11 protein-coding genes and 1 pseudogene are annotated in these 14,461 nt (G+C 60.5%); 4 read left to right on the top strand and 8 right to left on the bottom strand.

Annotated features, from left to right (window positions below; genetic code table 11):
* Positions 1 to 99: 99 nt before the first annotated feature.
* Positions 100 to 258, top strand: a pseudogene (locus tag PQR53_RS26580) (helix-turn-helix domain-containing protein); the annotation flags it as partial.
* 91 nt (positions 259 to 349) lie between these two features.
* On the opposite strand, the gene PQR53_RS26575 reads toward PQR53_RS26580, so the two are convergent.
* The 6 genes from PQR53_RS26575 to PQR53_RS26550 all read right to left on the bottom strand — a co-directional run bounded on the left by PQR53_RS26575 (position 350) and on the right by PQR53_RS26550 (position 8,182).
* Positions 350 to 1,984, bottom strand: a complete 1,635-nt coding sequence (locus PQR53_RS26575; RefSeq protein WP_408460687.1) for a carboxylesterase/lipase family protein — start codon at positions 1,982 to 1,984, stop codon at positions 350 to 352.
* Between the two features lie 16 nt (positions 1,985 to 2,000).
* Complete coding sequence (locus PQR53_RS26570; protein ID WP_408460685.1) at positions 2,001 to 3,137, bottom strand: porin; 1,137 nt, start codon at positions 3,135 to 3,137, stop codon at positions 2,001 to 2,003.
* A gap of 65 nt (positions 3,138 to 3,202) precedes the next feature.
* Positions 3,203 to 4,132: a VOC family protein gene (locus PQR53_RS26565; RefSeq protein ID WP_408460683.1), complete on the bottom strand. Its 930-nt coding sequence runs from the start codon at positions 4,130 to 4,132 to the stop codon at positions 3,203 to 3,205.
* 28 nt (positions 4,133 to 4,160) lie between these two features.
* On the bottom strand, positions 4,161 to 5,000 hold the full coding sequence (locus PQR53_RS26560; protein ID WP_408460681.1) for a fumarylacetoacetate hydrolase family protein: 840 nt from the start codon (positions 4,998 to 5,000) through the stop codon (positions 4,161 to 4,163).
* Positions 5,001 to 5,042: 42 nt separating this feature from the next.
* Positions 5,043 to 6,383, bottom strand: a complete 1,341-nt coding sequence (locus PQR53_RS26555; protein WP_408460678.1) for an MFS transporter — start codon at positions 6,381 to 6,383, stop codon at positions 5,043 to 5,045.
* Between the two features lie 92 nt (positions 6,384 to 6,475).
* Positions 6,476 to 8,182, bottom strand: a complete 1,707-nt coding sequence (locus PQR53_RS26550; protein WP_408460676.1) for an FAD-dependent monooxygenase — start codon at positions 8,180 to 8,182, stop codon at positions 6,476 to 6,478.
* Between the two features lie 106 nt (positions 8,183 to 8,288).
* On the opposite strand from PQR53_RS26550, the gene PQR53_RS26545 reads away from it, so the two are divergent.
* From PQR53_RS26545 to cfa, 3 genes are all read left to right on the top strand, one after another.
* The gene (locus PQR53_RS26545; protein WP_408460674.1) at positions 8,289 to 9,218 is read left to right on the top strand and encodes a LysR family transcriptional regulator; all 930 of its coding nucleotides are present in this window, start codon (positions 8,289 to 8,291) and stop codon (positions 9,216 to 9,218) included.
* A 263-nt stretch (positions 9,219 to 9,481) separates the two neighbouring features.
* Positions 9,482 to 11,083, top strand: coding sequence for a methyl-accepting chemotaxis protein (locus PQR53_RS26540; protein WP_408460672.1), 1,602 nt, complete (start codon positions 9,482 to 9,484; stop codon positions 11,081 to 11,083).
* Between the two features lie 120 nt (positions 11,084 to 11,203).
* Entirely contained in the window at positions 11,204 to 12,379 is a 1,176-nt protein-coding gene (gene cfa / locus PQR53_RS26535) for a cyclopropane fatty acyl phospholipid synthase (protein WP_408460669.1), read from the top strand.
* A gap of 180 nt (positions 12,380 to 12,559) precedes the next feature.
* On the opposite strand, the gene PQR53_RS26530 is transcribed toward cfa, so the two are convergent.
* Positions 12,560 to 13,495, bottom strand: coding sequence for a LysR family transcriptional regulator (locus PQR53_RS26530; RefSeq protein WP_408460667.1), 936 nt, complete (start codon positions 13,493 to 13,495; stop codon positions 12,560 to 12,562).
* A 112-nt stretch (positions 13,496 to 13,607) separates the two neighbouring features.
* Positions 13,608 to 14,417 (bottom strand): aldolase/citrate lyase family protein, encoded by an 810-nt coding sequence (locus tag PQR53_RS26525; protein ID WP_179741333.1) that lies wholly within the window; start codon positions 14,415 to 14,417, stop codon positions 13,608 to 13,610.
* Positions 14,418 to 14,461: the final 44 nt, after the last annotated feature.

The following is a 14,461-nucleotide window of genomic DNA, read 5'->3' as shown; positions in this document are numbered from 1 at the left end:
AGCAGCTTTATGTAAATGTCGTGTTCTAGCTAGATAGAAATGTCGTGTTTTTGAACGCTGGCATGCTGGTCGGTCCGTTGCGAGATTTCGGAGTCGGCCATGTGTCCAGCCACACTGGTGACATTGAACATGCGCGAACTCGACCGTTTAAAGGTCATCCAGGCCATTGTCGACAGGGGCCTCAAGCCTGGTCGCGCGGCCGAACGTCTGGGCTTGACCGTGCGTCAGGTTGAGCGCCTGGTGATCCGCTATCAGGAATCCGTGCGGCGGGACAGGTCTCGCGCAGACTGATACTGCATTCCAGATCGAAGGATATGCGACGCCAATCCAAACCCGGCCATGCAGTTGCTTATAGCGGCGGCTGACTGACTGAAATCAATCCATTCACTCGAAACTTATCCAGAAACTGGAATCGCGCCGTTCCCTCCTCCGGTCCAGGCTGGATTACGTTGCCGATCCGCATGGTCTGGCTGCCAGCGCCAGCGTATTGCGGCCATTGTGGCAACCCCGTCCCGTTTGGGTTGGCCGAACGTGCAAAGTTCGTCCAGTACGACTGGATGGTGTCCGACACCGCCAGATCCTGCGCGCTTGCCGTCACCGTACCGTTCGCAGGCAAATTGCCGAACACATAAGGCACCTCCGTGGAATGCGTGGCGATCGGGTTATACGCCGATGTCTGTTCGAAGTGATAGACATATACCGGTGAGTGTCCCGTCTTCTGTTGCTGCGTGACCCAACCCCATGTCTGGTACTTGATTACCTGGTCGCCGATCAATGCCTGCGCCGATTGTGTCGCCTGATCCACTGACGTAGCGGGATACGCCTGATCGAACGCCGTCAGGTTTGCCCCGCCGAATTCGGCCGTTGCGGCGTCGTTATAGGCCTGAATCGTCGAATGCGGGAGCGCGCGGTTGAAGAAGGCCAGCCCTTCATCGGAATTCCATCCCGCCAGCAGCGGCACATCATTCTGACGACCGTTGAGAAAACGGACATAGGGATTCTCCGGCAGGACGTAGCCGTCTACGATCGGTGAAAAGTTGGTCAAGCCCGGATCGGTCGCGAACGTCCAGTTGGTTGCTGTCTCGAGTTGTAGCGCCGGCACAGCCCTCAGCTGATCCAGCGTCGCCGCGTTCATCTGGGTGCCGAGCGCGGTGCCCATCGCTTGCGCGTCGGCATACGGCTTCATTTCGCCATGTTCACTTTCCCAGAACGCGCCGCTTTCGCCAATCGCTTTCTGGAACAGTCCGGTCGCCAAAGGCGATGCCATCAGCAAGCCGATCGCATGAGACCCGGCCGACTCACCGAACACAGTCACGTTGGCGGGATCGCCGCCAAACGAAGCAATATTGTCCTTCACCCATTTGAGCGCTGCGATCTGATCCTCAATGCCGTACATGCCCGACTTGTGACCGTTCGACTCCGCATCAAGATCCGGCCTCGATAGATGCCCAAACACGCCCAGGCGATAGTTGATGGTGACTAACACCACGCCTTTTTTTGCGAGCGACGTCCCATCCAGCGATTTGTCCGAAGCCGTGCCGAACTGAAAACCGCCGCCGTGAAGCCACACCATAACAGGCTGTTTAGCGCCACGTGTTTTCGCGCCGCTCCAGACGTTCAGGAACAGGCAGTCTTCGTCCACGCCGTCACTGCTGACAGGGCCGCCGAACGCCGCGGCCGCCCAACACTTCGCGCCAAAAGTCGTGGCATCGCGTGCGCCACTCCATTTCTGGACCGGCTGAGGTTCCTTCCACCGCAGGCTGCCCACAGGGGCTGCAGCATAGGGAATGCCTTTGAAACTGACGATTCCCGATGCATCCGCAGGGTTGCCCACAAGACTGCCTGACGCGATCGTCACGTGATTATCGAGCGGCGTTGCGGATTGGTCCGGTGCCACACCGTTACCGTTGCACGCCGACAGAATCACCGCGGTGAGCGATAGTGCGACGCCACGGTGAACGATATGTCCTTTCAACTTATACATAGTCTCGTCTCCTCGATCAGAACGTGTGTTTAATGCCGGCCATGACACCGAGTTGCCCAATGCCCGCAGCCGGCGTTGTTCCAGGTCCACCTTGGCTCAGCGTGTAGCGCGCTTTGGCACTGTTAAAGAGGTAACCGCTTTGCAGATAGACGCTCGTCCGTTTGGACAACAGGTACGTGCCGCGGAGTGCAGCGAGTGTCGCGCGCGTGTCCTGCTGCTTGTCGAGGGTACGGTAGACACCGCCATCGACAATGATGTAAGGAGTCACGAAGTAAGTACCCGTCAGGTAGTAGATGTTCGTTCGGACGTCGGGCACCGCAGCTGCCTCCGTGTCGACGAAGCGTCCCAGCCAGCCGCCGCCGAACTTGAATGGCCCTACCTTGAAGTAGCCGTTGAGTTGCATCCGGGTGTCCTTGTCGCCGCTTTGCGTCAAAGCGATCGGCGCCACTCCGTTGAAAAAATTCGCAGCAGCGCCGGGACCGCCTCGCTGTTCGTCGTAGGAAGCCGCTACGCCAAAGGCGCTTGCGTCATAGCGCAGTAGCGCGGACCACTGCCGGCATGCCTGTGAATTGCCCGGAATCGATCCCGCGCACGTGCCTTGGCCGGGCGAGTTGCCGGTGCCGGCCGAATCGCGGCCGAACGAATACGTCGCACCGAGCGTGAGGCCACCAAAAGTGCCCTTGTAGGCAACCGTATTGTCGCTGCGCGAGTTCGGGATGTAGGCGTCGAGGGAGCCGACACCCCCGTAAATATCCGGACCCAGCGCGTCTGCATCGCTAATTGCCCAGAACGACATCGTGTATTGACGGCCAAAGGTCAACGCGCCGTATGAATTCGATAACCCGACCCACGCCTGCCTTCCAAAGAGCCGACCGCCCTGATTCACATCGCCTGCGCGCATATTGAACCCGTCCTCCAGGGTAAAGATCGCAGCAAGACCGCCGCCAAGATCTTCCTTGCCGCGAATCCCCCACCGTGACGGCGCCGAGCCGGTAATACCGGGCATGCGGATCACCTTGTCGCCGGCCGCATTCGCGTGCGTGACGAGTTCGATACCGGTGTCGAGGATTCCGTAGAGCGTGACGCTGCTCTGTGCAAACACAGGACCGCTCAATGCGAGCGCGGCAGCCGCTGCAATCGTCTTTAATTTCATGTCTCCAAACCTCTTATCTAGTTTTAATTTCTTCTTAACCGCACTTCACATGACCTGGCGCATCGTCATGCTTCCGTGTTGTGAATGAAGTAGTCGGGTAGGTCGGGCCCCCATTGATAGAGCGAGTCTTCGGGAGCGAAATCGCCTGCCGGCCACTCGGCGCCGGCGGAAACGAAATCGATATCGGCGGAGTACTCGGAAAACGACCCCCAGGGATCGCGCACGTAGTGGAAATAGTTCGAACCCAGCACGTGCCGCCCCGTTCCCCATCCGGCCTTGAAGCCCGCCGCGGCCATTTGCGTCGCACCGTTGCCGACGTCATCGATACTCGCGACGTCCCACGCCACGTGATGCCATCCTTTGGCCGAACTTTTTGCAAATGCAACGAGATGGTGATCACTGCCATAAGGCGCATGCGTGAACGCGATGATGTCGCCGGATCGGTCCGACAGTCGCAACCCCAGTGCGTTCTCATAGAACGCCACTGCGCGCAACACATCCGGCGTGAAGAGCAGCACATGCGACATGCGTCGCGGGTGCACGGTCTTCACCTCGGAGCGCATACGCGACCCACGACGATCCGCGCCGACGCTGAACGGCACGAGCGGCGCTTTGGCATCGGGCGTGGTCTTTGGACCGACTCGCACCTGAAGCAGGTTGCCGTCCGGATCGCCGAACCAGATCCCTTCGGAACGGGTCGCATCGTTTGACGAAATAATCGTGGCGCCCGCCGCGCTCACCTGCCGCGCAATCCTCGGCAGATCGCCTTCAAAGCAGTTGAAACTCAGCCAGGCAAGCGACTTTCTGTCGGCAGGAAGGATGCGGGCCCAACGATGCCCGTCTGCAGCGCGAACATCAAGCGCGCCGCTTGTGCGTGTGACGTCGAGACCGAATGCCGTGAAGAAGTATTCCGCTTCGGGCAATGACGGTACGTTCAGCGCAAAGTGATCGATCGAATGCACGCCAGCAGGCGGTGAATCAGGAAAGCCGGACATGTTGTCTCCCCGAACGGCGAACGGTGGATCAGGCGGCCTCGTCGACGATTTCGTTGCGCAGCGTGCCGATACCCTCTACCGATACCTCGCACACGTCGCCATGGCGCATCAGCAGTTTTGGATTGCGCGCCCAGCCCACGCCGGACGGCGTGCCGGACACGATCACATCGCCCGCTTCCAGCGTGACTGCCTCGCTCAGCAGAACGATCAAGGTTTCGACATCGAACACCATGTCGTCCGTGCTCGCCGATTGCACTACCTCGCCGTTCAAACGCGTCTCAAGACGCAGGCCTTTTACGCCGGGCGGCAACTCGTCAGCCGTCACGAAATCCGGACCGAATGCGCCGGTGCCGTCGAAGTTCTTGCCCATCGTCCATTGCGGCGTCTTGAACTGGTACTCGCGCACCGAGGCATCGTTGAACAACGCATAGCCGGCGACATGCGAGAGCGCCTCTTCCTTGCGAATATGGCGACCGCCCTTACCCAGCACCACGGCGATCTCGCCTTCATAGTCGAGGCTGTCCGACACACGCGGCCGAACGATCGGTGCGTTGTGCGCGACGAGGCTCGTATTTAGCCGCAGAAACATCGTGGGGTAGTCCGGCTGTTCGAAATTGCTTTCCTTCGAGTGGTCCTTGAAGTTCAGGCCGACGCACAGAATCTTTGTCGGCCGGCGCAGCGGCGGCAAAAACTTCAGGCCGTCTTCCGCTTCCAGCCGCCCGCCTTCCTGCGTGGCCGCCCACCTCTTCAGGTCGGCGCCCTGAGCGAGCAGCTCTTCCAGCGTGACTTCGCCCAGCGTCCGGATCGCGCCGTTTTCACGCACGCCGAGAAACGCCTTGCCGTCTTTTTCAAAACTCACGTACCGCATGTCCTTCTCCTGAATGAATGCGGCGCACGCGCCGCAGTGAAATCAAATCTGTGATGTGTCGCGGCCGCGATAAAGCCAGCCGTTGGCGAGCATCGCGATACCTGCAATCACGACAGGCGCCGCAAACGCGACGAATGCGACATCGACGGTGTGAAACGCCACCAGCAGTACGCCGCCCGTCATCGAGCCGATGATCGAACCGATGCGGCCGACCCCTAGTGCCCAGCTCACGCCAGTAGCCCGCGCGGCCGTCGTATAGAACCCCGCGACGAGCACGTTCGCGCCGGTCTGCGCGCCGGACAGGCCAAGACCTGCCATGAAGACCGTGACGTACACCCACGTGGGTTCGTTGATCGACAGACCGATCAGCGCAATGGAGACCGCGGCAACAGCGTAAGAACCTGCGAGCACGAAGAACGGATTCATCCGGTCCATCAGGCGTGCATTGATCAGCGATCCGATGGTCCCGCCGAGTGGCAACATGGCGCCGACGCGGGCAGCATGCGACGGTTCGATACCGGCGCCGGTGATCACTGTGGGCAGCCAGCTGCTGACCTGGTAGTACACCCACAGCGTGCAGAAAAACGCGAGCCAGAGCAGCAGCGTGCCGCTCCGATAGCGCTGGCTGAAGAGCGTACCGACTGCGGTTTCGCGGACCGCGCTGGCTTTCGCGTCTTCGGGGATTACCTGTTCGATCGGCGTGTCCGCGTCGCCGGTCAGACGCTCGAGCACACGACGGCTCTCGCGCTGATAGCGCGGCTTGCCCGCCATGAACCGCAACGATTCCGGCATCAACATCCAGACGATCGGAGTCAGCAAAAGCGGGAACAGACCGCCAAAGATAAAGACGCCCTTCCAGCCGAAGGCTGGAATCAACAGCGCGGCGACCGCGCCGCCAAATGCCAGCCCGAGCGTGAAGCCGCAGAACATCAACGTGACCATCAAGGCACGGCTACGCGCGGGGCTGAACTCCGACGACAACGTGATCGCATTCGGCATCGCGCCGCCGAGCCCCGCACCCGTTGCGAACCTCAGCACGATGAGCCACATCGGCGAAGACGCATACGCACACGCCAGGCTGCCGATCCCAAACAACACGAGCGAAATCGCGATCACGCGCTTGCGGCCGATGCGATCAGCGAGCGGCCCGAACAGGAAGCTGCCGACCGTGAGACCGAACAGACCGGCGCCGAATATCGGGCCGAGCTGCGCCGGGCTGAGTGACCACGCTTGCTTGAGCAATGGCGCGACGTAGCCAACAGACGCAACGTCGAAGCCGTCGGCGGCAACGACCAGAAAGCAGAGGACTAGCGTGAGAATCTGTAGCGGCGACGTCTTCCTGTCGTCCATGACGCTGTTCGGCGTGATTGCTTGCGCGTGCATTTCCTGTCTCCGAAGGATGGGTTCGCTTCATGGCGAAACTATTTCCGTTTTGGTTTTCGAGAGGTCCGTTCAAGACCTCGGTGTCATTCAACTCATGGCGCTACGGCCATCGCGCAACAGGCCGCGGTGCCCTTCTCGAGCGCGTGTCCAACGGCGCGCCGTACCGCCGCATCGAATTCGCTGCCAAGCGCGCTGCCGCGCCAGGCAACGTGCTGGTCGGGCCGGATCAGAACGAAATCGGCCTTGTAGAGCTCCACGACCGCCGCTTCGCTGATCTGCAAGATCGCCAGTTGCGGTAGCGTGGACGCTGCGCGGTGCAGTGCTTCATGGTGCGTCGCGTCTATGCCTGCCGGTGCCGTGCACAACAAGGTGAAGCCGGTGCCGAACCGGTCGTATAACGAACGCCCGTCGGCGAGCCACGCATGCGGTGCGCGATGTCCGGCGCGCGCGCACGGTACGTAGAGGTTGGCGGTATCAGGCGAACTCGCGCCGGCTTCGGTTTCGATCAGCGGCGACGTTTCGTAACGCGTGCCGAGATGCACACCCGGAATAACGAATTCGGCGGTGGCATGAAACTTCAGATAGTCGCCGACAGCTTCGCGCGCGGCGTCGCCGCGAGGGCCGTCGTCGTATGCGCTTGCGGGCACCTGCAGATGGCCGATGCTGTCAGCGAAACCGCGCGCGAATGCGGTGTTTCTCAACGCTGCCGGCCGGCGCTCAGCTTCATAGCTCGCAGCGAGTTCCGCGCCCGCGAAGCCCTTGACCATTGCCTCGAGCTTCCACGCGAGATTGGCGGCATCGTCGATGCCGGTGTTGTAGCCAAGGCCGCCCGTCGGCGTGAAGAGATGCGCGGCGTCGCCGGCAAGAAACACACGGCCCACGGCAAACTTCTCAGCGACCAACGTAAAGCCGGCCGTCCACGTTGATGAGCTTTTCAACTCGAACGGAATATCCGCGCCGATCGCTTCGGCGATACGACGCCGGACGCTATCGTCGTCAGGCAATTCATCTTCGCGCATCTGCACGTTCATGATGAAGTGCCCCTTGCCATCGACCGCGATGATCAGCGCGCGTTGTCTCGCGCTAAAGGTCCAGTATTGCCACGCGGGCGCATGCGGGCTGATCTTGTAGATGTCCGGTGCAAAGAAATACACGGCGTCCATCTGGCCACCCATGAACTCCCGCTTCTCGCCGGATACGCCCTCGTAACGCACGCCAAGCGATTTGCGCACGAAGCTGCGCGGACCATCGCAACCGATCAGATAGCGCGCCGTTATCTTGCGCGTTGCGGCGTCACGTTCGGGTGTCGCGGCCAGTTCGACGCTTGCCGTCACTGAATTGTCGCCTTGCGAGAATTCGATCACGCGCGCATCGAAATGCACGCGGCACGCGGCGTTGTTACGCGCAGCTTCGAGCAGAACCGGCTCAACGTAGAGTTGCGAGCAGCGGTGTGGGGGCTCAGGCGTGGCCCAGGTGAAGGAATGCGCTTTCGCCCATTCGATCGCATCCCGGGAAGCCGGTTGATGAAGGCGTGCGAGTTCATGACCGGCGATCGACGTGAAGTACGCGATATCCGGCGAATAATCATGCGGCAGGCCCAACGCGCGGACCGTCGCCGATATGCCGATGCGACGAAAGTGCTCCATCGTGCGTGCGCTGTTGGCGTTCGCCGCCGGATGCCTGCTTGTGCCGGCTTTGGCATCGAACACTTCCGTGCTGATGCCTCGCTGCCCGAGTTCGGCCGCAAGAAACAATCCAACCGGGCCGCCGCCCACGATGATGACGTCGCAATCCACCACTTCTGTCTCCTGATTCTCTTTTATCAACCGTGGATGCAAAGTTAATCGCTGGAGCGGTATAAATCTATACAATGACTTTCATACCCATAATGAATCTGGTGCATACATGAAGTCACCCGACCTCAACTTCCTGTACGTCATTCAGGCGCTAGGCGAAGAGCGAAGCGTCTCCCGTGCGGCGGACCGCCTGGGCCTGACACAACCCGCCGTGAGTCATGCACTAGGGAAACTACGCACGCTGTTTCAGGACGATCTGTTCGTGCGGGCCGGCCCTGTGATGGCACCTACCCCAGTGGGCGAGCGTCTGATCGAAGGCGTTGCGCATGTGCTGGGCGTGGTCCAGCAGGAGATTTGGAGCGCCAAGGCATTCGACGCGGCCACCACCACGCGGACGTTTTCCGTCTGTCTGAGCGACATGGGGGTGATCGTGTTGTTGCCCCGGCTTCTGGCGGCGTTGCGTGAACACGCGCCGCTTGCGTCGCTCAAGCCGATCCAGTTGCCCTCGCTCGAATTGGCGAGCGCGCTGCAGGATGGCGCGCTCGATCTGGCCATCGGGTATCTCGGCAAGATGGGCGATAACCTGCATCAGCAGCCGCTTTTCCGCCGCTCGCTGGTCGGCATCATACGAGGGGGGCCGACGCGCAAAAAGGTCCGCATGACGCTCGCGGAGTTCATCGAGAAACAGCACGTGGTGGCCGGCACCCTCGCCCTCACCAACCAGTTGCTCGAGAAGGAAATGCGCCGGCGTGGCGCGCGCCTGAAGGTCGGCTTGGATGTGCCCTATTTGCTGGCCGTGCCGAGCCTCGTCGCGACATCCGATTTCATCGCGGCGGTTCCCGATGAACTCGCCGACCTTTTTGCGCGCCTGGCGGATGTCGACGTGTTTCCACTGCCAGTCGACTTACCCGATCTGACCGTTCAGCAGTTCTGGCACGCGCGTCATCACAATGACGCGGGGCATCGATGGTTTCGGGCGCTTGTCGCCACCACGTTGCGTCACGATGGCGGCCGAACGACCGTGCGGGGAAAGGGCTAGAATTCGCCGTCTGTGGCGATACGAGAGGAACAAAAATACGACTACTGACCTGGCATTCGTCACTCGGGGCCGCGAACATTCGGTTCTCAAAGTCGAGCAGGAGTGAATAAGTAGCATCCGGTGGGTCTGTACGGACTGCTCCCCGCAAGTAATCTCTCACCAATAAGCCCCGCCAATCGCAACGATTAACGATAAGCATTTCACGAGTGCACCTATGGCATGCGAATATCGACTCCAACAAAACGACAGGAAGGAATCGGGGAATGTCCATGCTGCAAAACCTTCGTACCGGCACCCGTGTCGCGAGCGGCTTTGCGCTCGTGCTGCTCGTGCTCGTAGCGCTGACCCTGGTCGGCATCGTACGTGTCAACATGATCAACGCGAGCCTGGCGACGATCAACGACGTGAACAGTGTCAAGGAAACCTATGCCATTGCATTCCGTGGCAGCGTGCACGACCGGGCGATCGCGGTGCGCGATGCGGTACTCGTGCCGCCTGCCCAGGTGGACGGCGTCGCAGATCGCATACATGCACTTGAATCGGACTATAGACAAGCCGCCGCGCCACTCGCCGCGATGGTGTCTGATCGCACCAAAGCATCCGACGAAGAGCGCACGATTCTCACAAAAATCGAAGTTGACGAGGCACGCACGACGCCGCTGATCGCCGACGTACTGGCGAAGCGCGAGGCTGGCGACCAGGCCGGCGCGCAGCAGGTCGTGCTCGATTCCGCTGCTCCGGCATTCGTCGATTGGCTCAATGACGTCAACCGCTTCATCGATCTCGAAGAGAAGCTGAATCAGATCCAGGCGCAAGCGGCACGCAACGTCGGCCGCACCTTCGAGTTGCTGATGATTGCGCTCACCGCTGCAGCGATAGCGCTCGGATCAGTCATCGCCTGGCTCATCACCCGTTACATCACAAAGGCGCTCGGCGGTGAACCCAATGATGTGCGCCGGCTTGCCGATGCGATCCGGGATGGCTCGCTTGTCCACGAGGTGGACGTGCGACCCGGTGACACCGACAGCATCCTCGCGGCGATGGACCGCATGCGAAACTCGCTGCGCGAAGTCGTCGAAGGTGTGCGCACGCATGCCGATGGCGTGCTCAGCGCGAGCCTGCAGATCTCCAACGGTAACGCGGATCTGTCGACCCGCACCGAATCGCAGTCAGCGTCGATCGAGGAGACATCTGCCTCGATGCAGCAATTGACGGACACCGTGCGGCAGAACACCTCCAGCGCGAAGCAGGCAAGCGGTCTCGCCACGACGGCCGAGAACGTCGCCGCGCGCGGTAGCGACAGCATGACCGACGTCGTCGAGACGATGGACGGCATCTCGGCCGCCTCGGCACGGATCGGCGACATCATCTCCGTCATTGAAGGCATCGCGTTCCAGACCAACATCCTCGCGCTCAACGCGGCCGTCGAGGCGGCGCGGGCCGGCACGCAAGGACGCGGTTTCGCGGTAGTCGCGACCGAAGTGCGCTCCCTCGCCCAACGCGCGGCCACGGCGGCGAAGGAGATCAAGGAACTGATCGAAAATTCAGTGCGACGCGTCCATGAGGGCTCAGAGAAGGTTCGGGAAGCCGGCGCGACGATGGACGAAATCCTGCGCGCAGTACGCCAGGTCAACCAGATCATGGGCGAGATCGCAGAGGCTTCCGATGTGCAAAACGACGGCATCGAGCAGGTCGGGCGCGCCATTGCGCACATCGACGACACAACGCTTCAGAACGCCACGCTGGTCGAGCAGGCCGCGGCAGCGGCATATACGCTGAAGGAGCAGGCACACGCGCTTCACGGCGCAGTCGCGGTGTTCCGCGTCGGCGACGCCGCAAATGGCGCAATCCACGAGGCGGCCTGAACCTATCGGATCAATACGGATATTAAATTTCACAACTTCGGTGGTTCCAGCCATAGTGCTACCCCAAAGCTCGACCGCAATAAGCCAGCGGCAAACAACACTCGCGTAACTGGAACCGGTATGAATCGTGAACAGCAGTCCCTTCGCCAATCCGAATACGACATGTCGGACCCAACCGGCCACACACCTGAAATTCTGGCGTCGCTTCTCGGGAAGGCAGACGTAGCAATTCACGGTGACCGTGGTTGGGACATTCAGGTTCTCGATCGGGAAGTCTACAAGCGCGTATTTTCGAGTTGGTCCCTTGGCCTCGGCGAGTCGTACATGGATGGTCAGTGGGATTGCGACCAACTCGACGAATTGTTCACGAAGCTGCTCCGGACCGATATCGATTCGGCGGCGGTCGGCATCTCGAAGATTCGACTCGTCTTCGAGCATCTCCGCCATCGCTTTTTTAACCTGCAATCGAAAGACCGCGCATTCCAGGTAGGCGAGCGCCACTACGACGCAGGAAACGATGTATTCGAGGCAATGCTGGACAGTCGCATGATCTATTCATGTGGCTACTGGGAAACCGCGAAAGATCTGGAGCAGGCGCAGTTTGACAAACTCGATATGATTTGTCGCAAGCTGAACCTCCGCGCTGGAGAAACGCTGCTCGATATAGGCTGCGGCTGGGGCGGACTCGCCAGGTTCGCCGCTGAACGATATGGCGTGAAAGTGACTGGCGTCACGGTCTCGAAAGAGCAACTGGCGTTGGCCCAGGAGCGCTGTAAAGGATTGCCGGTCAACGTGATCCTTCAGGACTATCGCGATCTGCAAGGGCGCTTTGATAAGATCGTCTCCGTTGGCATGTTCGAGCATGTAGGGCCGAAGAACTATACGACCTACTTTGATACCGTCAAGCGCCTGTTGGCCCCCGAAGGTCTGTTCCTCCTGCACTCAATTGGACTAGCCGAGACCAGCCAGGGAACGGACCCCTGGCTCGATAAGTACATTTTCCCGAATGGGAAGCTCCCCTCTGCCAGGCAGATCTCCGACGCGGTTGAAGGCCGTTTCATCATCGAAGACTGGCATAACTTTGGCCAGGACTATGACCGTACGCTGATGGCATGGTGGAGTCGCTTCGACCAGGCGTGGCCGCGTCTCCAGTCGCGTTATAACAAGCGCTTTTACCTTATGTGGAAATATTATCTCCTTTGCTGCGCGGGCTTTTTTCGGTCGCGGCAAGGGCAACTCTGGCAAGTCGTGCTGACCCATGTTGAACGTGGGGAAACCTATCGGTCGGTCAGGTAACCGCCTCATATCCAAGCTGAAAACCTGCTGATCGCAATCGCTGGGGAAAGAGCACGGTCGTGACGTGGCAAGAGGCAGCCCAGACCGGGTTCACTCCGTAGTGAATCTGGCAACGCATGCGGGGATAAGCCTCCTCCACTTCGCACTTCCGCAAGCTACAGCGGTCGTGTTCAGCAGCACTCAAACCCCAGCCGGCGATTCCACCTCGACAGCCTCCCCGGCACGCCCCTCAGCCGCGAACATATCGACCAGTTCACGTGCGAAGAACGGCAGCGCCTCGAGATCGCGGACACACACGTGCAGCCGGCGCAACGCCCAGCTATCGGTCAAGGCAATCGCCGTGATCCGCATCGTCGGCACGAGCCTGCGCGCGACCGATTCCGGAATGACGCCGATGCCGACCGTCGCCTCGATCATCCGGCACACCGCATCGAAATTGCCCATCTCGGCGCGAAAGCGAAACTGGCGGCCGGCGGCACTCGCCGCCCGCAACAGAAACCCGTGAATCGCGCTCCATTCCGACAGGCCAACGTAATCAAAAGCGAGTGTTTCGACGAATGAGACCGCCTCGCGTCCATCAAGCACATGCCCGCTCGGCACGATCAGCACGAGACGGTCGTCACGGCATGGCAGATAGTGCAGGTTTTCCGCAGGCGGACAACCCGCGACGATGCCGACGTCGGCGGAACCTTCGGACACCGCCTTCGCGATTGCCTGGCTGCCGCATTCGCGCAGTTCGAGATCGACGTCGGGATGAGAGGCGAGAAACCGGCTCAGGATGTTCGGCATCACCTCCATCATGGCCGTGGTATTGCCGAGCACGCGCAGCCGCCCTTTGACGCCCCGCGCGAACTCCTGCATGTCGCCATGCAACTGTTCAACCTGCGCCATCAGGATGCGCGCGTGTCGCATCAACTCTTCGCCGGATCGCGTGAGCGTCACGCCCTGATTGGTGCGGTACAGCAATCGGGTGCGGAAATAGTCTTCGAGGTTCTTGATCCGCATGCTGGCCGCCGGCACCGAGAGATGCGTTTTCTCGGCCGCCCGCGTCAAGCTCAACGAATCGCCCACGTTCACTATCAACTGCACATCGGTCAGATCAAAGTGCGTCGCCATAACGTTGCTTGTCTCCTCAGCGGCAAACCGGGGCACAGGGATCACGATTTTCGCGTGACCTATATTACCCCGTCCTGCGAGCCGTTTCATGGAGACCACCGCCGTCATGCATTCAATCGAGTCCGAGGTCCTTGCGCACATTCGGCAAGAATTCCATCATCGCGACCTGAAACAGGAACTGGGCGCCCTGGATCATGATGAAGTTCATGCCGGCATCGTGCAGACGTTTGACGCGCTGGCGCATCTCTTCCAGGGTGTACGCGTAACTGGTATTCGCACCTACCATGATGCCGCGCTCGTGTGCTTTCTTCACGCCGCGATCCACCAGTTTCCACAGGTCCGGGCTATTGAAATCCGGCTTCTTTGCATTGCCGCCGAGTACTTTCGAAAGATCGGTCATCGCAAAGAAGAACATTTTCAGGTCGGGGTGATCGAGTACCTTGTCGAAATCGTCGATACCGCCCTGGCTCTCCACGTGGGGAATGATATAGGTGGCCTGCGCCATTTCATCGGTGCGCTGCTCCCATTCCCGGTTGTTGAACGGATGAATCCATAGCGCCCGGCGGTGCCAGTCGCGCGCGATTTCCAGCGCCTCGTCGATCTCCTGCAGGCCCGAATGCGAGATCAGCACGTATTCCGCACCCAGACCCTGCAAGCGCGACAGATCGACGCCAATCCGCGCATCGTAGCCATGCCACGGATTGGTCTGCATACGCACCACCGGCGTGATGCCGGCCGCCTCGCAGGTGCGGATCATGTTCTGCACGTCATGGAAATCCATGCCGGTAAACATCATGTCGATCATGATCCAGTCGAAGCCGAGATGCGCGCACAGCTCCGCCGTTTCGGGGTCGTTTGCCCACACGCCGAGCGCGGTGCGGCCCGACTTCATCGTGTCCATCAGCATGTTCTTCGGTTTCATTACCCTGCTCCTCCAGACGACGCCCAGCAACGGGCAGATTCCGC

The sequence above is a fragment of the Paraburkholderia fungorum genome (assembly GCF_046027605.1).
Taxonomy (GTDB): domain Bacteria; phylum Pseudomonadota; class Gammaproteobacteria; order Burkholderiales; family Burkholderiaceae; genus Paraburkholderia; species Paraburkholderia fungorum_F.
This window is presented reverse-complemented; position numbering and strand designations above follow the sequence as displayed.